At 65.6% G+C, this 24074-nt stretch carries 19 protein-coding genes; 11 read left to right on the top strand and 8 right to left on the bottom strand.

What is annotated here, in order from left to right; all coding sequences use genetic code 11:
- Positions 1 to 107: 107 nt before the first annotated feature.
- On the bottom strand, positions 108 to 2447 hold the full coding sequence (gene pbpC / locus ABWY06_RS21650; protein ID WP_353927647.1) for a peptidoglycan glycosyltransferase PbpC: 2340 nt from the start codon (positions 2445 to 2447) through the stop codon (positions 108 to 110).
- A gap of 448 nt (positions 2448 to 2895) precedes the next feature.
- Positions 2896 to 3285 (bottom strand): darcynin family protein, encoded by a 390-nt coding sequence (locus ABWY06_RS21655; protein WP_353927648.1) that lies wholly within the window; start codon positions 3283 to 3285, stop codon positions 2896 to 2898.
- An 82-nt stretch (positions 3286 to 3367) separates the two neighbouring features.
- On the opposite strand from ABWY06_RS21655, the gene ABWY06_RS21660 reads away from it, so the two are divergent.
- From ABWY06_RS21660 to ABWY06_RS21675, 4 genes are all read left to right on the top strand, one after another.
- A complete protein-coding gene (locus tag ABWY06_RS21660) occupies positions 3368 to 4003 on the top strand; it encodes a TetR/AcrR family transcriptional regulator (protein WP_353927649.1) in 636 nt (211 codons plus the stop codon).
- Positions 4004 to 4084: 81 nt separating this feature from the next.
- The gene (locus ABWY06_RS21665) at positions 4085 to 4378 is read left to right on the top strand and encodes a hypothetical protein (RefSeq protein ID WP_353927650.1); all 294 of its coding nucleotides are present in this window, start codon (positions 4085 to 4087) and stop codon (positions 4376 to 4378) included.
- A gap of 138 nt (positions 4379 to 4516) precedes the next feature.
- The gene (locus ABWY06_RS21670) at positions 4517 to 4951 is read left to right on the top strand and encodes a hypothetical protein (RefSeq protein ID WP_353927651.1); all 435 of its coding nucleotides are present in this window, start codon (positions 4517 to 4519) and stop codon (positions 4949 to 4951) included.
- 13 nt (positions 4952 to 4964) lie between these two features.
- Positions 4965 to 5747 carry a hypothetical protein gene (locus ABWY06_RS21675; RefSeq protein ID WP_353927652.1) on the top strand — a complete coding sequence of 261 codons (783 nt, stop codon included), beginning with the start codon at positions 4965 to 4967 and terminating at the stop codon, positions 5745 to 5747.
- Here ABWY06_RS21675 and ABWY06_RS21680 read toward each other — a convergent pair.
- Both ABWY06_RS21680 and ABWY06_RS21685 read right to left on the bottom strand, forming a co-directional pair.
- Complete coding sequence (locus ABWY06_RS21680) at positions 5716 to 6486, bottom strand: substrate-binding periplasmic protein (protein ID WP_353927653.1); 771 nt, start codon at positions 6484 to 6486, stop codon at positions 5716 to 5718. The two genes, ABWY06_RS21675 and ABWY06_RS21680, sit on opposite strands and share 32 nt — an antisense overlap.
- Before the next feature lie 171 nt (positions 6487 to 6657).
- A complete protein-coding gene (locus ABWY06_RS21685; protein WP_353927654.1) occupies positions 6658 to 11610 on the bottom strand; it encodes an alpha-2-macroglobulin family protein in 4953 nt (1650 codons plus the stop codon).
- A gap of 199 nt (positions 11611 to 11809) precedes the next feature.
- Here ABWY06_RS21685 and ABWY06_RS21690 point away from each other — a divergent pair, with 199 nt between their 5' ends.
- On the top strand, positions 11810 to 13156 hold the full coding sequence (locus tag ABWY06_RS21690; protein WP_353927655.1) for an MATE family efflux transporter: 1347 nt from the start codon (positions 11810 to 11812) through the stop codon (positions 13154 to 13156).
- Between the two features lie 34 nt (positions 13157 to 13190).
- A complete protein-coding gene (locus ABWY06_RS21695) occupies positions 13191 to 13646 on the top strand; it encodes a DUF2214 family protein (protein ID WP_353927656.1) in 456 nt (151 codons plus the stop codon).
- Between the two features lie 65 nt (positions 13647 to 13711).
- On the opposite strand, the gene speA is transcribed toward ABWY06_RS21695, so the two are convergent.
- The 4 genes from speA to ABWY06_RS21715 form a co-directional block, all read right to left on the bottom strand.
- On the bottom strand, positions 13712 to 15625 hold the full coding sequence (gene speA, locus ABWY06_RS21700; protein WP_353927657.1) for an arginine decarboxylase: 1914 nt from the start codon (positions 15623 to 15625) through the stop codon (positions 13712 to 13714).
- A gap of 141 nt (positions 15626 to 15766) precedes the next feature.
- Complete coding sequence (locus ABWY06_RS21705; RefSeq protein ID WP_353927658.1) at positions 15767 to 16138, bottom strand: translation initiation factor Sui1; 372 nt, start codon at positions 16136 to 16138, stop codon at positions 15767 to 15769.
- Between the two features lie 203 nt (positions 16139 to 16341).
- Positions 16342 to 16893, bottom strand: coding sequence for an NUDIX hydrolase (locus tag ABWY06_RS21710; protein ID WP_353927659.1), 552 nt, complete (start codon positions 16891 to 16893; stop codon positions 16342 to 16344).
- Between the two features lie 3 nt (positions 16894 to 16896).
- Positions 16897 to 17964 (bottom strand): DUF2333 family protein, encoded by a 1068-nt coding sequence (locus ABWY06_RS21715; protein WP_353927660.1) that lies wholly within the window; start codon positions 17962 to 17964, stop codon positions 16897 to 16899.
- A gap of 319 nt (positions 17965 to 18283) precedes the next feature.
- Here ABWY06_RS21715 and ABWY06_RS21720 point away from each other — a divergent pair, with 319 nt between their 5' ends.
- The 5 genes from ABWY06_RS21720 to accB all read left to right on the top strand — a co-directional run bounded on the left by ABWY06_RS21720 (position 18284) and on the right by accB (position 24070).
- Complete coding sequence (locus ABWY06_RS21720; protein ID WP_353927661.1) at positions 18284 to 19900, top strand: diguanylate cyclase; 1617 nt, start codon at positions 18284 to 18286, stop codon at positions 19898 to 19900.
- Positions 19901 to 20004: 104 nt separating this feature from the next.
- Complete coding sequence (locus ABWY06_RS21725; protein ID WP_353927662.1) at positions 20005 to 20796, top strand: substrate-binding periplasmic protein; 792 nt, start codon at positions 20005 to 20007, stop codon at positions 20794 to 20796.
- Positions 20797 to 20948: 152 nt separating this feature from the next.
- The gene (locus ABWY06_RS21730; protein ID WP_353927663.1) at positions 20949 to 22760 is read left to right on the top strand and encodes a protein-disulfide reductase DsbD; all 1812 of its coding nucleotides are present in this window, start codon (positions 20949 to 20951) and stop codon (positions 22758 to 22760) included.
- A gap of 381 nt (positions 22761 to 23141) precedes the next feature.
- On the top strand, positions 23142 to 23585 hold the full coding sequence (gene aroQ / locus ABWY06_RS21735) for a type II 3-dehydroquinate dehydratase (RefSeq protein WP_353927664.1): 444 nt from the start codon (positions 23142 to 23144) through the stop codon (positions 23583 to 23585).
- 26 nt (positions 23586 to 23611) lie between these two features.
- A complete protein-coding gene (accB, locus tag ABWY06_RS21740) occupies positions 23612 to 24070 on the top strand; it encodes an acetyl-CoA carboxylase biotin carboxyl carrier protein (protein WP_353927665.1) in 459 nt (152 codons plus the stop codon).
- Positions 24071 to 24074: the final 4 nt, after the last annotated feature.

Genomic DNA, 24074 nt, shown 5'->3' on the forward strand with positions numbered 1-24074 from the left:
TAAATGCACCAAAAGCCTTATCCGGTTTATCGACCTTAGCCGATGGTCCCGCAGGGCGATTGCGCGCCATCGACCGACGGTCGTCCTGATGCGGGCCGCCTCGAACATTAATCGCTCAGGCTGAACTCCAGCTGGGCGGTCTGGCCCCCTTCATCCAGCACGCTGAGCTGATAGCGGCCGCTGCGCTCGAACAGCGGGTTGATCGTCTCCTCGCCGCGGCTGCTGGCCAACGGCGCGCCGTCGAGGAACCACCAGTGCCTCCCCGTGCCACCCAACACCGACAGCTGCAGCCGCACCGGCGCGCCGCCGACCCGGCGCAGGCTGTCGCCTTCGTTGACCCCGACGATCGACAAGCCGGCGGCCGGCGGCGGCAATGCCGGCGGGCAACGCGGATCGACCGCCCCCAGGCGTTCGCCGCGCCGCTCGCGGCGGGCCAGCCAGGGCTCCAGCGGTGCTGGCCATAACGCGACGCGTCGTTCACGGGCGCCGGGACAAGTCGCGGCCACCCTGCGCCCCTCGGCATTGACCCAGACCGATTGCAGCAGTCCCAACCCCATGGGCTGATCGAGGCCCTGCAGGGTAGGCGGCGTGGTGCCCTCCAGTGTCCAGGCGAAGCGTTGGCGTCGGCAATTGTCGTCGCCGGGCGGCAGCGGCTGACCCAAGGGCCAGCAGATCGCCGCGACCCCGATGCTCGGCGGCACCGGCTCGGCGGGCGGCGGCAGGCCGCGTTGCTGGTCACGGTTGACCAGCAGGTCGTGCACCTGCAGCAGCAGGGGCGCCGCCGAGGCCAGGCCGAATTGCCCCGAGACCGGTGTACCGTCCGGTCGACCGATCCAGATCCCGATCAGGTAGCGCGGCCCGACCCCGATCGCCCAGGCATCGCGAAAGCCATAACTGGTGCCGGTCTTCCAGGCCAGGCTGGGCCGTTGCACCAACTGCGCTCGCGGATCACGGTCCGGACGGGCCTGGCCACTGAGGATGCGGCGGACTATCCAGGCGGCGCCCGGCGACAGCAGCTCGCGCTCTCGCAGCGGGTCGTCAGGCTGAAAGCGCAGCAAGGCGGTCTTGCCACCACGGGCCAGGGCGCTGTAGCCGGTCACCAGTTCGTCCAGCCGGCTGCCGGCACCGCCCAGAATCAACGCCAGGTTGGGCGTTGCCAACGGAGGCAGCGCCAGGGGCACGCCGGCGCCGCGTAATTCACCGGCAAACCGCTTGGGTCCGTAGGCCTCCAGCAGTTGCACCGCCGGCAGGTTGAGCGAGGTGGCCAGCGCCTGGCTGGCCGACACCGCGCCGCTGAAGCCCGCGGAGAAATTGCCGGGGCGGTAATCGCCGTAACGCCGCGGCACGTCCTGCAGCAGGCTTTCCGAATGGATCAGCCCTGCATCCAGGGCCATGCCATACAAAAAAGGTTTGAGCGTCGAGCCGGGCGAGCGCTGCGCACTGATCATGTCGACATGGCCAAAGCGTTGGCGATCAGCCAGGTCGACCGAGCCCAGATAGGCGCGCACCGCCATGGTCTGGTGGTCGACCACCAGGATGGCGGCCGAGGTATAGTCCGGCAGGCGCGCCCGCCAGCCCAGCAGCAGCTCTTCCAGCCGCCGTTGCAAAGCCGCATCCAGGGTGGTGCGGATCAGGGGCGGACTGCCGGGACGGTTCAGCCGTCGCGCCAGCAGCGGCGCCAGACGGGGCTCGCGGCGCGGGGCCAGGAGTACCGGTTCCTGCAGCGCCTCGTCCACCGCCAGGCGCGGCCACACGGCGAATTCGGCGACCCGGCGCAGCACCTTGTCGCGGGCCACTTGCGCCCGCTGCGGATGGCGATCCGGGCGCAAGCGACTGGGCGCCTGGGGCAACACCGCCAGCAGCGCGGCTTCGGCGCGGGTCAGCTGACTCGGCGGCTTGCCCAGGTAGGCCCAGCTGGCCGCCGCCACGCCTTGCAGCGTGCCACCGAAGGGCGCCCGGTTGAGGTACAGGGTGAGGATCTCCTCCTTGGACAGGTGCCATTCCAGCTGCGCGGTGCGCCACAACTGGCGCAGCTTGCCCAGCAGCGTGCGAGGGTGCGGCTCGAGCAAGCGCGCCACCTGCATCGACAGCGTGCTGCCACCCGACAGCACGCGCCCGCCGGTGAGGTTCTGCCAGGCCGCGCGTCCCAGTGCCAGCGGATTGACCCCGGGATGGCGATAGAACCAGCGATCCTCGTAGGTCAGCAGGGCCTCCAGGTAATAGGGCGATACCTGGTCGGGGCGGATCGGATAGCGCCAGACGCCGTCGCCATCGGCAAAGCGCCAGAGGGGTGTGCCGTCCTCGGCGAGCACGACGCGCGCCAGATCGTCCCCCGGCAGCGGCAGCGGGAACAGCCGGTCGGCCACCGCCAGCAGCACTACCAGCAGAGCGGGCACGGCGATCCAGCGCCGCCAGGGTCTGAATCTGGCCAGCAGTGCGCGCGGCATGGGGCGAAGGCAGGTAAACACAGAAGGCAAAGGCGGCTGTCCGGCGGGATACGGCGCACAGCATAAGGGAGCGCGAGCAAAAGGGCAGCCCGCAGTGGCCGCACCGAGCACTGCCCCAACGTTATGGTGCGTTTTCAGGAAATGCCCGCCTGGGCCTTGGGCTGCAAAACGTTTTTTGCCCAGAAGAAGCGCCGGTTGTCCGGCCGATCCTGGGTCAGGGAATGCACCTGTGCTGGTGCGAAAGCGGAAACCCAAATGCGATGACGTGCCCGGATACCCGCCTGCGCGGGTATGACGGTGTGACGATATGCGACGCGCCTGCAGCCCCGGCTGAACAGCTTCGTAGGCTGGGTTAGCGGCGCAGGCATTAAATCGACCGGCCCCCGATCGGGTAAGGGCGCCGCGTAACCCACGCGCAGCGCGGGTATAACGGGGGCCTGAAACTGCCCTAGGCTGCCAACGCGGCACGGTCGTAGTTTTTGGCATAGGCGTTTTCCACGCCGGGGAGAATTTCCAGGATCTGGAAGTAGCGGTCCCAGAACGGTGTTTCCCGCAGGTCCTCGACCAATAGTTCATACGCATGGTGATCGGTGGCCTCCCACATCCACAGGTCGGTGACCCGCGCGCTGTAGAACTCGATGTCGAAGAAACGCAGCGTGACCCGGCCCTTGTAGCGGGTCAGCACGGGCTCGAAGTGCTCGCCCAGCAAGCGAAAACGCTCATCGATGCTAAAACCCAGCCACTCCGGCGTGGTCTTGACCAGCATAAAGACGCTTATCACGACCGGTGCCGCCGCGCCGCCAAGGTCCAAAGTGTCAGGGGTTTCAGAGGTGTTCATGGTTGTATCTCCAGGTTCAAAAGGGATAACAGCCCGGCTAGAATATGAGTCTTTACTCACATTCGACCACTCGCATACGCCCATGGCCACACGCCCCTCCCGCCGCTCGCTGGACCCGCGCAAATCGCCGGCCCAGGCCCGTTCGACCGACACGGTCAACACCCTGCTCGAAGCCGCGGCTCGCATTCTGGAAACCCAGGGCTTCGCCGGTTACACCACCAACGCCATCGCCGAGCGCGCGGGCGTCAGCATCGGCTCGCTGTATCAGTACTTTCCTGGCAAGGATGCCCTGACCGTGGCGCTGGTCGAGCGGGAGACGAGCACGCTGCTGCGCGAGATCGCCGCCGCGAACCAGGCCGCCAGCGCCGCCGACGGCTTCGAGCGGGTGATCGCCGCGGCGGTGGCGCACCAGATGCGCCGGCCGGCCCTGTCCCGGCTGCTCGACTTCGCCGAGGCCCGTCTGCCCCTGGACGCGCGCAACGCCCGGGTCGCCGAGCGGATCCAGGGGCAATTGCTGGCCCTGCTGGAACGCCCCGACTTGTCCCTGGGCGCGATGCTGATACCGCTGCCAACGCTCGCCCACGATCTGCTGGGGCTGATCAAGGGCCTGATCGACGGTGCCGGTGAACGCGCAGAACGGGATGCCGTGGACCTCGAGCAACGGGTCCGCCGCGCGGTATTCGCCTACCTGCAGGCCTCGCGCAAACGCCAGGTGTAAAAAAGGAACTCGGCTGCCATCATGCAGCCCAAGCTGCGGACTGGTACCGCCAGCTCCCCCCTTTTTCCTCAGGACCCTTCCATGCAGACAGGCGGTTTCTTCGAATGGCTCGGCCAGGCACTGGGCGCCGTGATCCGTTTTATCGTCGAGGGGCTCGGCTGGCTCTTCGACCTGTTTGCCAACGCCGGCAGCAGTTTCCTCCATGGCCTGTCCAGCGCCCTGGGTCTGCAAACTTCGGTATTGAGCCTGGTGGCCCTGGTGATCGGCCTGCTGTTGCTGGCCGCCGCCGTCCGCGCCTTTATCAAACGGTCCTTTGTGATGGGCACGATTTGGGCCCTGCTCGGCCTGTGGCTGCTGAGCTGGCTAATCAATTAAGGGCTGCGCCCAGCGCCTGGCGTTGGCGAAGGCCGTGTTAAAAACGCCCCAACCCGCTCACAGACGGCAGGCCGAATGATCGATTAGGATGCAGCGCTTTGAGCCCTTGCCCCCTTCATCGACTGCCCAGGTCTAACGATGCACAAGCTCATCTTTACCGCCATTGCGTTGCTCGTCCTCCTCGTGGTGTTGGTGTTCGCTTCCGCCAAATTCTATTTCTGGCAGCCCAGCCAGTTCACCGCAGACTCCCTCGCTTACCGCCTCAAGGTTCACTCCGCGATAAAGGCGTTCCCGGTCTGGGCGCCAATCGCCCCGCCGCTCTATCTATTGCGCGTGGCAGATGGGGCGCAGCGCTCGCTGGTGGCGATGACTTATCACAGTGAACTCGAGCAGGACGATCTGCTGGACCGAATCCAGGCGCTGGGCTTTACCTGCGCCCCGGCGCTGGAGCAGGTTATCCAGTGCCTCAATAAAACAGATTCACTGCATGAAGTGTCGGTGTCGTTAAGCCGAAAAAAACCTGGCGAAAAAATACGGATTGAAACCACGTTCATAGGATATGGCGATGAGTAAGAGAGAGGACATAGTGGATGGACGCGACGATGCCAACCTGCAGAAAAAATACGGGCTGATCTACACCTGTCGCGCCGGCTGGATTGACCTCGGACATCTCAACCCCTCCAACCCGCGCATCGAAATAGGGGCGGAAAATCTCTGGAAGCAGTTGACCCATGAAGGACCGGCGATTGTCGATGCAGCCTGCGGCCCTGCACCCTTCATGGCAAGCGGGCTGCAGACGCTGGCTCATCACCTCGGCAAACCCGAGCGTTGCAGCAGCGACCCCGCGTACAAGTTCCCCGACGGCAAAACCGGTTTCCAAGTGGTTTTCAGGCAGGACCACGCCGGCTATCCGGGCAAACCCGGGTGCGAGGGCCGCTACATTGTCAAGCACGGCCTGCGGGACGACCAGAAGCGGCAAATCGCCCTGGCGATCTTCATGGAAGTGTCCCACCGTTTCGAGAGTTTTCAGAGCGCTCTGAGCCTGGTGACCAACAGCGGTTACAGCCAGGAGGACCTGGTGTCGAATCTGATCGGCTTTTATATTGGCATTGGGGAAATTGAAAAACTGGCCGCATTAAGGCTGTGCCACCCGGTTTCTGCCGCGACCGCCTACAAGATCTGGGACCGCGAAGGCGCCGTCGGCGCAAACAAAAACACCCAGTGGCAACCCAGGTACGCCTCCTCCACAGTGCTAATCGATGAGCAACAGTGCCGTGACGAATGCGCCCTGGTGCCCAAAGGTTTTCCCGACGCATTCACCCGCCTGCAGCCGGCGATCAAGGGCTCGCATTTCTACGAACTTCCTTGAACAGCGCCGGGTCTGTCCAACGTTGGATGATCGCCTCCAGAGTGCCATTGGCCTTGAGTTTGTCCAGGCTGCGCTGGAAACGCTTGGCCATGCGTTCGCCGCCTTGGCGAAAACCGACGTAGCGCGGTTCGACCGACAGCGGCGTGGGCAGGAACTCCAGTTGCTCCAGCACCCCCTGTTGCGCGGCGATGGTCTGCAGCAGCAGTTGGTCGCCCACGATCAAGTCCACACGCTTGGCCACCAGCATGCGCGGCAGCATGTCCGAGCGCGTGGCACTGCTATCGACCTTTAGGCCGGCGTCGTCGAAGCGGCTGCCGTAGGCATAACCCGCCACCGTGGCAATGCTGTAAGGACGCAGGTCGCTCAGCTGGCTGAAGGCGATGGCGCAGCCGCGACGGCAGGCGAACACCGACCGTCCTTCGCGAAACGGGCCAACCAGCAGGTACTGGGCGCGTCGCTCGGGGGTGTCGAGAAACTGAAACGCCAGGTCCACCTGGCCATTGCTGAGCAGGCGCTTGACCCGCTCCCACGGCAGCATCTTGAAGTCGTAAGCCACCTGCACGTCGTCCAGGATGGCCGTCACCAATTCGACATCCAGCCCCGTGGGTCCGCCATTGAGCGGGTCGGTGTAGTTGTAGGGTTGATAGCCTTCCTCGGTCGCCACATGCCAGGTTTCGCTGTAGACCAGCGAACTGAACAGCAGACAGGCCAGCAGGCCGCCCCAGCGATAGCACCCCATTCCACGACTCTCCGAAAACGCCACGCCTGCCGGGCGCGGCACGGCTACCTGGCCAACAGGACCGCGTGCCCTCTTAGCTAGCGTAGCGGTTCAGCCGCCGGGATGACGCAGCGATTGCGACCTATCGTCTGGCGCACGCGGCCCAGGGCGTCCCCGGGCCGGGCGCTCAGGTCAGGGGGCGTCCTGGCCGCGAATCACCAGGCGCGCCGGAGTCTCGCCCAGGGCGTGCCAGGCGGGCCGGTACATGGACTCGACCTGGGGTGGCGGTACCCGGTAGGTGCCCGGTGTCACCGCCCGGGCCAGGTAGAGCAGATGAACCGTGTCATATCCGTTGACGTCCACCGCCGCCACATAGCGGTCATCACGGAACTCCTGGTGTTTCAGGCCGGCGTTCTCCAGGGACTGGCGCCACTCTTTCACCTGGGCACTGGCATCCTCCAGGCTGGCAGCGCTCTGCGCCAGGTTCTGGTTTTCCAGTTCCAGGCCGGCCGGCAGCAGGTCCACCACCAGGGCATCCGGGACCCGCTGCTTGGCCGCCAGTGCCAAGTGCACCAGCACCAGCTCACCGCTGACCAATTGCTGCAGGTCGAGCGGCTTGCCGTCCAGGCCCAGGTACTCGCGGCGGATGCTGAGGTTTTCCGCACTGGCCTGGGGCGCCGTCGCGGGATAACCGGACAGGGTCAATTGCTGGTAGAGCGGCGTGTTGCTGGTGTTGCGCAGCGTCAGCGGAGCGGCCAAGGCCGCGCCTTCGAGCTTCAGCTCCGACTGCTCATCGCTGAGCACCTGGTCCAGACCCGGGGTGGTCAGCTGCGCCGTCCAATCGCCTTCCGGTCGGCCGAGCAGGCCGCGACCGGCCAGGTACAGGGCGTTGCGCTCCTGGGTCGACAGGTAAGGGCTGACGGCCAATTCGTCCGACAGTTTGAACAGCCTTTCCTCACGCGCGCCCTTGGCCAGGTCGTGCTCCTCGAGCAGCGCCAGGATCAGCGCTTGGTCGCGTAACGGGCTGCCATAGTCGGCCAGCCAATCCTCGGCCTGGCGCGCACGGCCCAAACCGATGCTCAGGGCCTCGTCGGCCCGCGGCTGGTCGCCCATTTTTTGCAGTGCCACCGCCAGTTGCACCAGCGGCAAACCGGACAAGGACAACGCGCGCCGTTCATAGAGTTCGCGCAGCGCCCCCAGCGGCGCCTGTTGGCTGCGAGCCAACACGTAGCCGGCGTAGGCCTGCACGGCGAAGCGGGTATGTTCGGCGTTCTCGCTGTAGTTGACCTCGATCAGGCTGCTTTCCTGCAGGTAGCGCAGCAGCCGGGCGCTGGCATTCTCCAGCGCCTGGGGCGGCACGGCGAAGCCTTGCTCACGGGCCCGCAGCAGGAAGTCGGTGACATAGGCGCTCAGCCAATACTCCTCCTCGCTGTCCGCCCCCCACAGGCCAAAGCTGCCGTTTTCCCGCTGCATACCCAGCAACCGCTCGATACCCAGCTCGATGGAACGCCGGCGCTGCTCTTCGGGCTCGCCGACCAGGCCCAGCCGCTTGAGGCTGGCGGCATCGGCATAGAGCGAGGGATACAGGCCACTGGTGGTCTGCTCCAGGCAGCCGTAGGGATAGGCTTTTAGAGCACGAATCTGCTCGCCGAGGTTCAAGGGCGGTCGACTGGACAGGGCCAGGCGGCTCTGGAGCCCGGCCGGTTCGAAGGCCTCGAGGGTCCCTGCGGGCAGGCTCCAGGGTTCGTCCTTGAGTAGGGTGCGGAACTGTTTGACCTGGGCCGGGTAAGCCGGCCGAATACCCAGGCTCCAACTCCGGCTAAAGGGCGGCAGGGTCTCACCGGGCAGGTCGAGGCCTTGCACCTTGACGTTCAGTCGACCCTGGCCATAACCGCCCAAGGCCCGCACCGGAATACGCAGCGTGGTGCGTTCGCCCTTGGCCAGTTGCAAGGGCGCCACCTGGGCGCCCGGGCTTTGGATCAGGCTCAGTTGGCCTTCGGTGCTGATCTGCACGTCCAGTTTTTGCGTCTGCTCGGTCAGGTTGCTCAGGTCCAGCGCCAAACTGGTCTCGTCGCCGCCGGCCATAAAGCGCGGGGCCGACAACTCGGCGACCAGGGGCGCGGCGACCACGGTCTTGGCTTCGGCCATGCCATAACGCTCGTCGCTCCAGGCCTGGGCCATCAGGCGCAACTCGCCGTTGAAGTCCGGAATGTCCAGGCTGACCACCCCTTCGCCTTGGGCATCCAGGCTGATCGGCTGGCTTTGCAGGGCGACGATCAGCACGCTGGTGTCCGGCCGCTTGCCGCCGCCGGCCAGGCCCGCGTCACCGCCGTAGGCCAGGCTGGCCAAACGGCCCTGGCCCGCTTCGATCAGCTGCCCGTAGACGTCCAGTTGATCGACGCCGTAGGCCTTGCGCCCAAAGAGCGCGGCGAACGGATCGGGCGTCGGGTATTCGGTGATATTGAGAATGCCGACGTCCACGGCGGCCAGCAGCACCTGCACCTGCTTGGGCACACTGCCGTCGGCGTTGAGCGCCTTGACCTTGACCTGCAGCGGTTGCCCGGGACGCATTTTTTCCGGGGCCTGCAGGCTCAGCGCCAGTTTGCGCGGCGCCCGCTCCAGCGGCAGGTGCAACAAGCCCACCGCGCGTTTCGGGGTGATCGCCGCCTTGCGCTCGCCGGGCCGCACGATCAGCGCGCTGACATACAGGTCATGTCGCGCCCAGTCCTTGGCCAGGGGGATGGAAAAGGCCTTGCCTTCGGCCGGAACCTCGATTTCCTGCCACCAGAGCGGCCCATCGCTGGACTCGACCAACAGGTAGCCGGTGCCCGCCGACGGCGGCGTCACGGTGACCGTGGCGGTGTCGCCCGCCGCGTAGGCCGGTTGGTCCAGCGCCAGTTTGACCTGGTCGGGCCGCACGGCCCCGCCGTCGGCGTTGTCCTGCCAACGGTAGCCGGCCCAGAAGCGTACGCTGCTGACCAGGCCGGTGCTCGGGTCTTCCACCTCGACCCGGTAGGGGCCCCACTCCACCGGGAAGCTGACCTTGGCCGTCGCGCCCGCTTGCAGGTTCAGGGTTTCCTCGCTGAGGTTGAGGAATTTTTCGTTGAAGTGGTAGCTCCAGCCCTCGCTCTCGGCGAAATTCCAGTAATAGTCGCGGCGCTCGCGCACCAGGCGCACCTTGAGGTTCTCGGCGGCCAGTTTGTTGCCGGCGGCATCGGCCATCAGTAGCTCGAACTCGGCCAGGCCGTCGGCATCGATTTCCTCGCCCTCGAACAACGCGCGGATACCCGGCAGCTGCTTGGCCGGCCAGACCGGCTGCACCAGCCGCCGGGTGATCGGACGGCCGCCGGACTCCTGCAGGCTGGCCTGCAGGATCAGCTTGAGCGGCGACTTGGCATCGGCCCAGCGGGTTTCGACCTTGAGCAGGGTCTTGCCTTCGGCGTCCAGCGTAACCTCATCCAGTTCCAGGTCCTGGGTCAGTTCTTCCTCGGTCACCGAACCGAACTGGTAGCCGGGCAACGCCGCCACCGCCTCGCGCAGCGGCCGCACATACACCTGCCCGGTCAGGCGATTGCCGGCGGCAGGCGCGCCATACAGGTAGCGCCCGCTGACATTGAATTCAGCATTGTCCGAGGGGGTGAACGGCGTGTCGCTGCCCTTGAGTTCCAGCGCCAGGCGTTCCGGCAGGAAGTCCTCCACCAGAAACTCGTACAGCTGGGGTTTGCCGTCGCCCAAGTCGAACAGCAGTTGCCAACGCCCGGTGGGGGCTTCAGCGGCCAGTTGCAGCTCGTATTGATAGAGTCCGGTGGCGCCAGCCTCCCAGACAAACTTGCGGCTGACCTGCTCATCGGGTCGACGCACCTCGACATTCACCGGCTGGGCCTTGACCGCCACGCCGTCGGCGTCGCGCAACAGGCCATTGAGCAGCACGGTCTCGCCGGGGCGATACAGGTCGCGCGGGCCGAACACGAAAAACTGCAGGGGGTGCGCCTTGGGGCCATCGATCTTGAATTCGGCCAGGTCCAGGGCACTGCTGGCCAGGCGCAACAGGCTAACCTGGTCGCCCTGACGGGCCAGCAGCACATCCGCCTTGGGGGCCAGTGGCATCTCGGCGTGCCCGGCCGCATCGGTGGCCGCGCTGGCCAGTACCCGACCGCTGGCGTCAAGCAGCTCCAGGGCCACCTTGTCCAGCGCCTTGCCGCCGTCCAGGGCCTGGGTGAACACATCCAGGCGGTTTTGGTAGCGGTGCGCCGACAACCCGATATCGCTGAGGGTGAACAGGGTCGCCGGTTGCGAATAGTTGTAGTTGCCCGCCGCGCGCATCACCGCCAGGTAGACCCCTGGGGTCTTGAACGGCTCGAGCCCGCTGATGGGCAGCAGCAGGGTTTCACGGGTGTTGCGGGCCGGCTTCAGGTCAAAGCGCCCGCCGTAAACCAGTTCCGCCATCGGCAGCAATTCCTGGGCGGCCCAGTACTCCATGCTGCTGCTGCGGCCCCATTTGGCGAGGAAGGCCGGCACCGACTGGTCCTTGATCCGGAAGAACTCGACATTGACCGTGTCGACGTTCAAGGCGATCACCGGCAGCCCCTCAGCCAGGCGCGTGGGCAACAACGAACCGCGGCTGGCAAAACCAACGCTGGCCTGCAGATCGCGCGTGACCAAGCGGCTGACCTGTTCCTTGGCCAGGCTGCTGCCGTTCACGCCACGCAAGCCGGCATCGACGGTCAGCACCAATTTACGCTGGGGCTCCAGATGGCGCATGCGCAGTTCCATCAGGTTGTCAGACAGCTCCCAGGCGCCATCGACCTTGCCGTCCACGCGATCCACCAAGTGCAGGCGCTCGGCGAATTTCTGCTCGGGATCCAGGGGCACGGAAAAGGTCACCGACAATACGCTGGCCCCGTCCAGTTGCACTTCGGAGGCATCGACCAGGGTCAGCTCGCGGCCGGCGTATCGCTTGGCCAGCGCCACCAGGTCGTGCTCGGCCTTGGGGGCTGTGGGCTCGGAGGTCGCGGGCGCAGCCACCGGCTCGGCCGTGGCGCTCTGGGCGGGCGGGGCGCTGCTGGCGGCGTGCTCGGAGGTGGAGGAATCACAGGCGCTGAGCAAGCTCAGAGTGAGTGCCAGAAACAATCCGAGCTTGGGCATTGCGGGCTCCCGGGAGAGGGCGGTGGCGAAGGCCGCACTATAGCCGAGCGCCAGCACAGCGACGAGCTGAATAACACCGAAGCCACGACCTGCGCACAGGCTCGGAGCGTCGCGCTGGCGGCGGCCAAACCACCTGTTGATCAGCGGCGCAACAACCCTGTGCGGGCCGATATACTGCGGCGTCTGTCCGGAGCCTGCCATGCACCTTCTACGTCACGCCTGGTGCCACCCGCCCACCCACCGCCGGGTTTGGGCGCTGGCGGCGCCGATGATCCTGAGCAACCTGTCGGTGCCCCTGGTGGCCCTGGTCGACAGTGCCGTGGCCGGCCACCTGCCATTCGCCCACCAGCTCGGCGCGGTGGCGGTGGGCAGCGCCCTCTATGTGCTGCTCAGCGGCGTCCTGGGCTTTTTGCGCATGGGCACCACCGGTTTCGCCGCCCAGGCGGCCGGCCGCGGCGATGCGGGGGCATTGCGCCGGGTGCTGCTGCAGAGCCTGGCCCTGAGCCTCGGGCTGGCGCTGCTGCTGGGGTTATTGGCCTGGCCGCTGGCGCAGTCGGCCCTCGACCTGATGGCACCCTCCGCGGCGCTCGACCAGCAGGCCCGGGCCTTTTTCCAGGTGCGGCTGCTGGGACTGCCGGCCGGGCTGGCCAACTATGCCCTGGTCGGCTGGTTCCTCGGCACCCAGAACGCGCGGGCGCCGCTGATGATCCTGCTGGCTACCAACCTGAGCAACGCCGCCCTGGCGGTCGGCCTGGTGATCGGGCTGGATTGGGGGGTGACCGGGGCGGCCTGGGCCGCGGTGATCGCCGAGTGGGGCGGCGCGCTGCTCGGCCTGACGCTTGCCCGCCGGGCGCTGCGCAGTCATCCCGGCCGGATCGACTGGTCGAGCCTGCGCCTGTGGCGCCATTGGCGGCCGCTGCTGGCGGTCAACCGCGACATTTTCATCCGCAGCCTGGCGCTGCAACTGGTGTTCTTCCTGGTCACCGTCCAGGGCGCTCGCCTGGGGGACGCCACCGTGGCCGCCAACGCCCTGCTGCTCAACGGTCTGCTGGTGTGCGCCTACGCCTTGGATGGCCTGGCCCATGCGCTGGAGGCCCTCTGCGGGCACGCCATTGGTGCCGGCGATCGCCTGGCGCTGCGCCGCACCCTGGTGGTGGCAGGCGGCTGGGCACTGCTGGCGAGTGGCGCCTTCGCGGTGTTTTTTGCCTGCGCTGGCGGCTGGTTCGTGGCCCTGCAAACCGATATCGACGACGTCCGCGCCGTGGCCCAGGACTACCTGCCGTACCTGGCGCTGCTGCCGCTGATCGCGGTCTGGAGTTACCTGCTCGACGGCCTGTTTATCGGCGCCACCCGGGCCCGGGAAATGCGCGACGCCATGCTCCTGGCGCTGGCCTTGGCGTTGCCGCTGGGCCTGGCCCTGCAAGGCTGGGGCAATCATGGCCTGTGGCTGGCGTTTCTGGGTTTTATGTTATTACGCGGCCTGATCATGGCGCTCTATGCTGGATCCCTGACGCGCCGCAACGGCTGGACCGAGCGGACCGCTTGAGTCCTTCACCTCGACCCCAGGAGCGAGACCGACCATGGCAGACGCCATCGCCGCCTACCTGCACTACCTGTCGATTTTCCTGCTGTTCGCCTTGCTGACCCTTGAGCATCAGCTGTTCCGCCTGCCGCTGGACCTGCCCCGGGCCCGCAGCCTGTTTCGCGTGGACCTGGCCTATGGCGTCAGCGCCGGACTGGTCCTGGCGACCGGCGCGGCGCGCGTGCTGTGGTTCAGCAAGGGCCTGGACTATTACCTGCACAATGGCCTGTTCCACGCCAAGTTAGGCGTGTTCATCCTGGTGGGCCTGATCTCGGCCCTGCCGACCTTCACCTTTATCAACTGGCGTAATGACCTGAAGGCCGGCCAAGTGCCAACCCTGAGTCCGCGCCAGGCCGGCCTGGTGATGCTGACGATCCGCCTGGAACTGCTGCTGTTGCTGTGCATTCCGCTGCTCGCGACCCTGATGGCCCGCGGTCACGGCACCCTGGGTTGAAGCGCAGCATGGCCTGTTTGAAGGCATGAAAAAGCCCGGCCGTAGCCGGGCTTCGGGTCCCTGCCTCAGGACGACAGGTAGGAGGAGCGGGTCAAGCCCAGGCGCAGCGCATCCAGGTACTGGGTGCGCTCACCGGGGGTGATGCGGGCACTGGCGACCTTGTCCCGGTAGTGAGTCATCAACTCCTCCGGTGACAGGTGCACGTAGCGCAGCATGTCCTCGATGGTGTCGTGGGTCTCGATGCCGGCGTGGTACACGCTGCCGTCCGGGTTCTGGTAGATGTTCACCGAGTCGGTATCGCCGAACAGGTTGTGCATGTCCCCGAGAATCTCCTGGTAGGCGCCCACCAGGAAGATGCCCAGCAGGTAGTCCTCGCCCTCGCGCACCTCATGGACCGGCAGGCTGGTCTCGATGCTCTGCTCGTCGACATACTGCTTGATCTTGCCGTCGGAATCGCAGGTCAGGTCCTGCAGCACCGCGCGACGCAGGGGCTCTTCGTCCAGGCGATGCAGCGGCAGGATCGGCAGTACCTGGCCGATGGCCCAAGTGTCCGGCAGGCTCTGGAACACCGAGAAGTTACAGATGTACTTGTCGGCCAACTTGTCGTTCAGCTCGTCCAGCACCTGGCGGTGGGAACGCTGACGGGCCTTGAGCGAGTTGTGCAGGCGCCGGCAGACGGCGAAGTAGCACTGCTCGGCCAGGGCCTTCTGGGTCAGGCTGATCTTGCCGTCGGCGTACTGGGTGGCCACGTCGCTCATGTAGTGGGTGGCGCGCCAGTAGGTCTCGGTGACCATCTCGATATCGGTCGGACCCAGCAGATCGACCAGCCACTGCACGGTCTCGGGCAGGCTGTCCTTGTTCTCGATCAGCGGCACGTCGTCGTTGTGCTTCTCCACATCGGTCACCTGCACCACCAGCATGGCGTGGTGCGCGGTCAGCGAGCGGCCACTTTCCGAGAAGATGTGCGGGTGCGGCAGCTCCTGGGCGTCGCAGAACTCCTTGAGCATGCCGACCACCACCCCGGCGTAGTCGTCCATGTCGTAGTTGATCGAACTGGCGTTGCGCGAATGGGTGCCGTCATAGTCCACCCCCAGGCCGCCACCGACATCGATATGGTCGACCGGCAGGCCCAGGCCGCGCAGCTCGCCGTAGTAGCGGATGGCTTCCTTGAAGCCATGCTGGTAGTCCGCCAGGTTGGCGATCTGCGAGCCCATGTGAAAATGCAGCAGGCGTATGCCCTGGTCGAGCTTGGCCGCCCGGAAACGCTCGACCACCGACAGCAGTTGCGCCGCCGACAGGCCGAACTTGGATTTTTCGCCACCGGTGTCGGCCCATTTGCTCGACGCCAGGGACGACAGCCGCACGCGCAGGCCAATCTGGGGCGCGACCTTCAGCTCGGCGGCCTCCTCGATCACCAGCTGCACTTCGGACTCTTTTTCGATCACGATAAAGACGTTGTGCCCGAGTTTCTGCCCGATCAGTGCCAGGCGGATAAATTCGCGGTCCTTGTAGCCGTTGCAGACGATGGTGCCGCCCTTGGGCGCCAGGGCCAGGACCGCCAGCAATTCGGGCTTGGAGCCCGCTTCCAGGCCGATCGAGACGTTCTGCGTGGCGATGATGTTTTCCACCACCGCCTCCTGCTGGTTGACCTTGATCGGATAGAGTGCGGTGTACTCGCTCTGGTACTCCAGGCGGGCGATATTGGCATCGAAGGCGCCGGTCAGCTGGCGCACCCGGTCCTGCAGGATATCCGGGAAACGCACCAGCAGCGGCAATGACAGCCCGCTCTGGCGCAGCTGTTCGACCTGGGCAAACAGGTCGATCGGCGCGCTGCCGACCCCGTTGGGCCGTACCTCGACCCGCCCGGCGTCATTGATCGCAAAATAACCGGCGCCCCAATGGCGGATGCCATAGACGCTGCGGCTGTCCGCGACTGTCCATTGGCTACCGTCATCTTTACGTGTGCGTCGTACGGACATCGAGGGTCTCCCTGAAAAGAGTGGCACCGGCCGGGTAACGGCCGAGCGAAGCAGAGTATGCGAGCAATGGATGAATGGGGTTGACCTGCCGACGGCCCGGGAGGTTCGCACGCCCAGGGCGCACGGGCCCGAACCGGACGATCAACCGCCGGATTTTTTCGCTTTGAAACCGCGTTTGAGCAGCTCGTCGAGCAACAGCTGCACATGATCGCCCTGAATCTCGATCACCCCGTCCTTCAGTGCACCGCCGCAGCCGCAGCGCTTCTTCAACTCACTGGCGAGGCTCTTCAGCGGTTCTTCGGCCAAGGGCACGCCACTGATGGTGGTCACGGTTTTACCGCCACGCCCCTTGCTCTCGCGGCGCACGCGGGCAATACCGTCACCGGCCGGGAGCGTCGCCGATTTGCACAGGCAGGCCTCCAGCGGCTGGCTGCAGTCCGGACAATGCCGGCCGCCATCGGTGGAAAAGACCAAACCGCCTAAGGCGGCGAAGGAAGCAGCTTTCTTGACCACCGGGTAATCCTCGTTGGGGTCAGAAGGACCATCGCGCTCGACACGCGGCAAAGATGGACCTGAAAGCGACAGGCTGACCAGGGTCAGCCGCGAAGCCCCACTCTGGCAGGGGCAGCGCACCCCGGCTGGGGGCCGGGGCTTGAAAAGCCGCGCAGTGTAACGGCAAATTCCTCCGCTGCTAAGGGCCTTGATCAAGGAAATGCTCAGCCGGCGGCCGCGGGGCCGGTGCCCTGGCGAAAACGCTGCAGCGCCGCCAGTGAATCCGGGCAATAGGGTTTGCTCGCGGTTTCGCGCAATGCCTCCTCCAGCGCAATAAACCGGGCTTCCAGCACCTCTTCCGGCTGCAGCAGCAGCGGCCCGTCCCACACCGCGGAAAAAGCCGTGCACCATAACCGGCTGCCCTGGTCCTCGAAGTAGAAGTGCGCGTGCTGGCGCAATTCCACCCCGCTTACCCCAAGCTCTTCGCGCAGCTCACGGCGCGCCGACTCGGCGTAACTCTCACCCTGGGCGACCATACCGCCCGCCGCCACGTCCCAGTATCCCGGATACAGCGCCTTGCTCAATGTCCGGCGATGCACACAAAGCTGGCCCGCGGAGTTGAACAGCAGGATATAGGTGCCCCGCCCGATCAACCCGCGACGGCGCAATTCTTCCCGGGGCAAAGCGCCCAGGGGGCGATCGGCCTCGTCGACCCAGACCACCTGCTCCCGGTCGGAGGCGGCGCGGTGGGCCAGTTCCGCGGCAGAAAACGCCATGGCTCAGCCCTGGCTCAGCAATTGGCGCAGGTCGATGATGGCGGCATTGGCGCGGGAAATGTAATTGGCCATGACCAGCGAATGGTTGGCCAGAATCCCGTAACCGCTGCCGTTCAGGACCATGGGGCTCCACAGTGGTTCCTGGGATGCCTCCAGCTCGCGAATGATCTGCCGCACGCTGACCGTGGCGTTCTTTTTCGCCAGTACGTCGGCGAAATCCACTTCGATGGCGCGCAACAGGTGCGACAGTGCCCAAGCCTGGCCACGGGCCTCGTAGAACACGTTGTCGATCTGCAGCCAGGGCGTCTCGTAGCTTTCCTCACTGAGCTGCGGCACTTCGCCGGGTGCCAGCGGCTGTTCCTTGAGGTCGGTGTTCAACCGGACCTGACCGACGCTGGCGGACAGCCGCTGGGACAGGGAGCCCAGGCGCGTGGCGGCATCGCCCAGCCAGTTGTTGAGGTTGTCGGCGCGGGTATAGAACTGCGCGTTGGGCTGGCCGGGGTCGGACAGGCTCACCAGGTAGCGGTCCAGGGACCGAATGCCTTCGCGGTATTCGGCTTCGCTGGCCGGCAACGCCCAACTTTTGTTGTCGAAGTTGAAGCGGGGCTCGGCCTTGGCCAGGTCGGCGTTTTCGGTGGATTGCGACTGGGAGCGGGCGAAATCCTTGCGCAACGCCCGCGACAGGTCGCGCACCTGCACCAGGACGCCATATTCCCAGCTCGGCATGTTGTCCAGCCACAGGCCGGGGGGCGTGAGGTCGTTGGACAGGTAACCGCCCTGCTTGCTGAGCAGGGTGCCGGCCACCTGTTTCAAGGTTTCCACCGTGGTGTAGCCATTGACCAGTTTGCGTTGCGCCTTTTCCGCCGCGGCCTGGGCATGCTGCTGCACCGGGAACAGCGCCGGCTCCTGGCTCCAGTACCAACCGACCACCAGCGCCACCAGCAGGTACACCAGTACCACGCCCCCCAGTATCCGGCTTAGCCAGTAACCGCCGAAGTAACTGCGTACGTCCTCCACTGAATTGTCGACGCGGTCGCGCAGGTTTCCGTTACGGTTCTTCCAGTCCAGCATGATCATTTCCTTTTGCTCGCGGAATTCAGGGTTCGACCGCAACCCGCACCCAGGGTTGCCCTTGCCCCACTATAAGGCAAGGCATCGACGATGCGCAGCGTCAGACACTTGCCCGTGCCGCCATCGACGGCTGGCCCGGGAGTTAGGGGCAAAGCGCTTGCCTCGTCACGGCCGTGGCGTTCGAACTAGGCTAGTCTGAGCAGGGTCAGGATGGATGGATGGCGCCAGAGGATCGGCGGTACTGCCTTATTACGAGGCAACTGCTAGCATAGCGCCATTATTCACGCCACTCACTGCGGCACTCCAACGAAGTCGGGCCATGACCCAGCAAGAAGACCCCAGTCGCGATCGCCTCAAGCACCATTTTGCCCAACGGGTGATCCATCAGGCTCGCCAAGTGCTCGAGGTGTGGCAGCGCCTGCAACGTCGCGAATGGAACCCGGCCGATACCGCCGAACTGAGCGAGGCATCCACCCGCTTGCGCCGTTATGCCGAACGGTTCGAGCAAGCCGAACACGCGCAACTGGCCGAAAGCATCGGTCAGTGCCTGGTCGCCATCGAGGCCAACCGCGGACGCTTGACCAGCGACTTGATCACCGAACTCAATCAGCTGATGCAGCGCCTGTCGCGTACCGGCCTGCGCCACAGTGACCAGTTCGAACAGACCTCCCTGCCGCCGCTGCGCAAACCCGTGTACCTGGCCCTGCAGGACCATGAACGGGCCGGGCGCCTGGCTCAGCAGCTGGAATTCTTCGGCATGGCCGCCCAGGTGTTCAACAGCACCGACGGGTTCCGCGCCGCCATGGTCGAACGGCACCCCGCCGCCATTTTGATGGAAGTGGATTTCGCCGGCCCGGGCCTGGGCCTGCAACTGGCCGAGGAAATCCAGCAGGGCCTGGAGCAGAAGCTGCCGCTGCTGTTCTTCAGCCATGAGGAAAGCAGCACCGAAACCCGCCTGGCGGCGGTGCGCGCTGGCGGCCAGGAGTTCTTTACCGGCACCCTGGACGCCTCGAGCCTGCTCGAGCGCATCGAGGTGATGACCCATGTGTCGCAGTACGAACCTTACAAGGTGCTGATCGTCGACGATTCCCGCGCCCAGGCGACCCACACCGAACGGGTGCTCAACAGCGCCGGAATCGTCACCAGCATCATCCTCGAACCGATTCAGGCGATGGCCGAGCTGGCCGAGTTCCAGCCCGACCTGATCATCCTCGACATGTACATGCCCGAGTGCAACGGCACTGAACTGGCCAAGGTAATCCGCCACAACGACCGCTATGTCAGCGTGCCGATCATTTACCTGTCGGCCGAAGACGACCTGGACAAGCAGCTCGACGCGATGAGCGAGGGCGGCGACGACTTCCTGACCAAACCGATCAAGCCCCGGCATCTGATCGCCACGGTGCGCAACCGCGCCGCCCGCGCGCGCAACCTCAAGGCCCGCATGGTGCGCGACAGCCTGACCGGGCTGTACAACCATACGCATATCCTGCAGTTACTGGATGACGCGCGCTTCCGTGCCCGCCGCGATGAGTTGCCGCTGACCTTCGCCATGCTCGACATCGACCACTTCAAGAAGGTCAACGACACCTATGGGCACCCCATGGGCGACCGGGTGATCAAGAGCCTCGCGCTGTTTCTCAAGCAGCGCCTGCGCAAGACCGACCATATCGGCCGCTACGGCGGCGAAGAGTTCGCCGTGGTGCTGCCCGACACCACCGCCGAAGCCGCGGCCAAGGTGCTCGACGAGATCCGTCGCCGCTTCTCCGAGATCAACTTCCCCGCGCAACCCGCGGACCTGTCCTGCACCTTCAGCTGTGGCGTCGCCCAACTGCAGCCGGGCGTGGACATCAAAACGCTGTCCAAACAGGCCGACGAGGCGCTCTACGCGGCCAAGCACGGCGGGCGCAACCGGGTGGACATCTACCAGGGTTGAGCTGCACCCAAGGCGAGCGCCCATGAACCCCAGGCGCTCGGCCGCACCGCCTGCGGCTCGGCTGACCTACACTAGGGGCTGTTGACACCTCGGGTGGTATTTCCATGCGCCTTGCCCTGCTGTTGATCTGCGCCTTGCTGGGCCCCTCCGCGGGCGCCACCAACCTGTTGGTCGCCATGGAAGACGCCAACAACACCCCCTTCGAGTACATCGACGAAAATGCCAGGCTCACCGGCTTTCATGTCGAGTTGCTGCGGGCCGTGACCGAACGGCTCGGCTGGACCCTGACCTTCAAGCGCTACCCCTGGAAGCGCACCATGAAGGCGCTGGCCGCTGGCGAGGTACAGGCCGCCAGTTTCGTGGCCAAGAACGCCGAGCGCGAGCAGTTCGCGGTCTTTCTGCCGGACAACTTGCTGCATGTTTCGCGTACCACTCTCTATATCAAACGTGAACGGGCGGCCGATATCCACTATCGACCGCCCTTGGACCAGATGGCCAGGCGCTGGCGCACGGCCTTGCCCAATGGCTACTACATGAGTGATCAGGTGGTCGAGTTGGTCCGCCAGGGAGTGCCGATCGAGCAACCCACGGTCACCCAGTCGCAGCTGTTCATCATGCTGATCAGTGGCCGCTTCGACGCGATTTTCGGCTCCACCAGCGCCCTCAGCCGGGCCAGCGCCGAAATCGCCGACCTGGACCAGCAGGTCCAGCGTCTGGAGGGCGCGCGCTTTTCTGGCAAGCCCATGTACCTGGCCTTTTCCACTACCGCCCCGCCCTCCTTGGCCAAGGAATTCGCCGAGGCCTACAGGCAGTTCCGCCTGGAGCCGGCCTATCGGCTACTGGCCCAGCGCTTCGGCATGCTCGAGCTGCTGCCCGAGCCCGGCGAATTCCAGTGAGCACCCGCAAACCGGGTCGACACACCGGCTGAAACCCGCCAATGCAGCCCCCCGTGCCACGCCGGGCAGACGAAAGACGCCGACGCAATATCCGCCTGCCGCTTGTTTCCCGGGTCCGCTATCATGCGCCATCCCCGATGTGCGAGACCTCCATGCGCCGCCTGTTGACCCTGCTGCTGATACTGATCGCCCTCCCCGCCCAGGCGGCGTTGTTCGACAAACGCGCGCCCTCCGCCCCGCTGGGTGCGCCGCTGAACAACAGTGGCGACTTTCTGCCGGTACGCGAGGCGTTTCGCTTGAGCCTGGTGGAGCACAGGCCGGAGTCGATCAAGGTGCGTTTCGTCGCGGCAGAGGGGTACTACCTGTACCGCCATCGCTTCCAGTTCAGCAGCGTACCGACCACGGTCACCTTGGGCGCGGCGAAGCTGCCGAAGGGCGAGGCGAAGCACGACGAGTTCTTTGGCGACGTCGAGGTCTATCACCAGGTGCTGGACATCGAAGTACCGGTGAGCAACCCGGACGGCAGCGCGTTCACGTTAAAGGTCGGCTACCAGGGCTGCGCCGACAAGGGCCTGTGTTACCCCCCGGAAACCGAGGTGTTCGAGTTGGGCGCGCCCGGCTCCGCGACGGTACCCGTGGCGCTCGAGTCGGACGCCGCTGCCTCCCCCCCCGCCGTGGGCGAGGCCCCGGCCTGGAGTTGGCATGAACTGGCGCTGTTTTTCCTCGCCGGTCTGGGGCTGGCCTTCACTCCCTGCGTGCTGCCGATGCTGCCGATCCTTTCCGGCGTGGTCTTGCGCGGCCAGGCGGGAGGCTGGCGCGGCTTCAGCCTGGCGACGGCCTACGTGGTGCCCATGGCCGGTTGTTTTGCGCTATTGGGCGCCTTGATGGGGGTGTTCGGTGCCGAACTCAACCTGCAGGCGCGCTTGCAGTCGGCCTGGATCCTGGTGCCCTTCGCCTTGGTCTTCGCGCTGTTCGCCCTGGCCATGTTTGGCCTCTTCGAGGTGCGCCTGCCACGGCTGATCAGCGACCGCCTGGACCGCCTGGCCGGCAATGCCCGGGGCGGCTCGTTATGGGGCGCGGCCTTGCTCGGGGTGGTGTCCAGCCTGCTGGTCTCGCCCTGCGTGTCCGCACCACTGGCCGGTGCCCTGCTGTATATCAGCAGCAGCGGCGACGCCTGGGGTGGCGGGCTGAAATTGTTTGCCCTGGGCCTGGGCATGGGCGCACCGCTGGTGCTGTTCGCCACTGGCGGCGGCGCACTGCTGCCCAAGTCCGGGACCTGGATGGTCACGGTGCGCAACGCCTTTGGCGTCTTGCTGCTGGCGGTGTCGATCTGGCTCCTGGAACGGGTGCTGCCCGGCCAGGTGGCGCTGGCCCTCTGGGGACTGCTGGCCGCTGGCCTGGCGCTGTTTCTCGGAGCGCTGGAGTTTACCCTCAAGTCGCCACGGCAAAAGTTCGCCCAATTGGCCGGCCTGGCGCTGCTGGTCTATGCCCTGGCGGCCTGGACCGGTGCGCTGCGCGGCGAAGAGGACCCGCTGCGGCCGCTGGGACGCGGCCTGGCCGACGCCGCGACGCCGGACGCCAGCCCGACTCGCACGGCGCAGTGGCAGACGCTGACCACCGCCGCACAGCTCGACAGTGCCCTGACCGCCGCGGCCGCCAAACAGCAGCCGTTGCTGCTGGACTGGTACGCCGACTGGTGCATCAGCTGCAAGGTGATCGAGCGGGAAGTGCTCAACGCGCCGGCGGTCCTGCCCCTGCTGGACGGCTACCAGTTGCTCCGCTTCGACATCACCGCCAGCGATCCGGGCCAGCGCGCGCTGCTGGACCGCTACAAGCTGTTCGGCCCACCGGCCTTGATGTTGTTCGCTGGCGACGGCCAGGAATGGGCCGACTTGCGGGTGGTGGGCGAGATTGACGCGCCGGCCTTCGCCGAGCGCCTGCGCCAGGCGCAAGCCCGGCGCTGAGGCCCCTAAACCCCGCGCCCAGCCTGCTGGCACCGACCCGCACGGCCACACCGGAAGCTGTTTTAGATCAGCCCGCCCATGAAACGCCCTGTTTGCTGTGGCCCAAAGCCCGCTTGCTGCCGAGCAGGTCCGGCCTCGCGGGCGATGCTAGCAAATGGCCACAAAGCGCTACGAAACGTGGCACGGCAACGACCGATGCCCAGGCTCCGCGCCCGGCCTGGGGCACTTCATCGCAACAAAGCACCTTGCGACAAAAAGCTTAATGAGCCCTAGTTCCGCAATTAGCGGCTATCGTGTGGTCTATTGCAGGGAAACTGGACAGCTCCCGAGGGCTTGGGCATAGTCCCGGAGCTTTCTCTGGGTTCGAACAAGGATAGCTACATGGCCACTCTTCTGGTGTTGCACGGCCCCAACCTCAACCTGTTGGGGACCCGTGAACCCGGCGTCTATGGCGCCACTACCCTCGAGCAGATCAACCTCGACCTGGAGCGCCGCGCCCGTGAGGCCGGCCACCACCTGCTCTATTTGCAGAGCAACGCCGAGTACGAATTGATCGAGCGCATCCATGCCGCCAGCGGCGAAGGGGTGGATTTCATTCTGATCAATCCGGCGGCTTTTACCCACACCAGCGTGGCATTACGTGACGCGTTGCTGGCGGTGAGCATCCCATTCATCGAAGTGCACCTGTCCAACGTGCATAAACGTGAAGCTTTCCGCCATCACTCCTACTTTTCCGACGTTGCCGTGGGAGTGATCTGTGGCCTTGGCGCCAGCGGTTATCGGCTGGCCCTGGAGGCTGCCCTGGAACAACTCGAACGCCCCTGACCCGACCATGGGAGTGAATTAGCAACATGGATATTCGTAAAGTTAAGAAACTGATCGAGCTGCTGGAAGAGTCCGGTATCGACGAACTGGAAATCCACGAAGGCGAAGAGTCCGTACGGATCAGTCGCCACAGCAAACAACCGATGATGCAGCCGATGTATGCCCAGGCGCCGGCCCCCGTGGCTGCCGCGCCGGTCGCCGCCGCCGTCGCCCCGCAAGCCGAAGCCGCTGTCGCGGCGCCGAAGATGAACGGCAACGTGGTGCGCTCGCCCATGGTCGGCACCTTCTACCGGACCCCCGCGCCAACCTCGCCGTCCTTCGTCGAAGTGGGCCAGAGCGTCAAGAAAGGCGACATCCTCTGTATCGTCGAGGCGATGAAGATGATGAACCACATCGAGGCCGAAACCAGTGGCGTGATCGAGTCCATCCTGGTGGAAAACGGTCAACCGGTGGAATACGACCAGCCACTGTTCACCATCGTTTGAAGCG

The sequence above is a fragment of the Pseudomonas sp. genome, from assembly GCF_040514055.1.
Classification (GTDB): Bacteria; Pseudomonadota; Gammaproteobacteria; order Pseudomonadales; family Pseudomonadaceae; genus Aquipseudomonas.

Excerpts from the sequence above, each read along its gene's own strand:
- accB (WP_353927665.1), top strand. The coding sequence starts at position 23,612 with ATGGATATTCGTAAAGTTAAGAAACTGATCGAGCTGCTGGAAGAGTCC.
- ABWY06_RS21715 (WP_353927660.1), bottom strand. The coding sequence starts at position 17,964 with ATGCTGGACTGGAAGAACCGTAACGGAAACCTGCGCGACCGCGTCGAC.
- ABWY06_RS21725 (WP_353927662.1), top strand. The coding sequence starts at position 20,005 with ATGCGCCTTGCCCTGCTGTTGATCTGCGCCTTGCTGGGCCCCTCCGCG.
- aroQ (WP_353927664.1), top strand. The coding sequence starts at position 23,142 with ATGGCCACTCTTCTGGTGTTGCACGGCCCCAACCTCAACCTGTTGGGG.
- ABWY06_RS21670 (WP_353927651.1), top strand. The coding sequence starts at position 4,517 with ATGCACAAGCTCATCTTTACCGCCATTGCGTTGCTCGTCCTCCTCGTG.
- pbpC (WP_353927647.1), bottom strand. The coding sequence starts at position 2,447 with ATGCCGCGCGCACTGCTGGCCAGATTCAGACCCTGGCGGCGCTGGATC.
- ABWY06_RS21720 (WP_353927661.1), top strand. The coding sequence starts at position 18,284 with ATGACCCAGCAAGAAGACCCCAGTCGCGATCGCCTCAAGCACCATTTT.
- ABWY06_RS21660 (WP_353927649.1), top strand. The coding sequence starts at position 3,368 with ATGGCCACACGCCCCTCCCGCCGCTCGCTGGACCCGCGCAAATCGCCG.
- ABWY06_RS21665 (WP_353927650.1), top strand. The coding sequence starts at position 4,085 with ATGCAGACAGGCGGTTTCTTCGAATGGCTCGGCCAGGCACTGGGCGCC.
- ABWY06_RS21730 (WP_353927663.1), top strand. The coding sequence starts at position 20,949 with ATGCGCCGCCTGTTGACCCTGCTGCTGATACTGATCGCCCTCCCCGCC.
- speA (WP_353927657.1), bottom strand. The coding sequence starts at position 15,625 with ATGTCCGTACGACGCACACGTAAAGATGACGGTAGCCAATGGACAGTC.
- ABWY06_RS21685 (WP_353927654.1), bottom strand. The coding sequence starts at position 11,610 with ATGCCCAAGCTCGGATTGTTTCTGGCACTCACTCTGAGCTTGCTCAGC.
- ABWY06_RS21690 (WP_353927655.1), top strand. The coding sequence starts at position 11,810 with ATGCACCTTCTACGTCACGCCTGGTGCCACCCGCCCACCCACCGCCGG.
- ABWY06_RS21655 (WP_353927648.1), bottom strand. The coding sequence starts at position 3,285 with ATGAACACCTCTGAAACCCCTGACACTTTGGACCTTGGCGGCGCGGCG.
- ABWY06_RS21680 (WP_353927653.1), bottom strand. The coding sequence starts at position 6,486 with ATGGGGTGCTATCGCTGGGGCGGCCTGCTGGCCTGTCTGCTGTTCAGT.
- ABWY06_RS21710 (WP_353927659.1), bottom strand. The coding sequence starts at position 16,893 with ATGGCGTTTTCTGCCGCGGAACTGGCCCACCGCGCCGCCTCCGACCGG.
- ABWY06_RS21695 (WP_353927656.1), top strand. The coding sequence starts at position 13,191 with ATGGCAGACGCCATCGCCGCCTACCTGCACTACCTGTCGATTTTCCTG.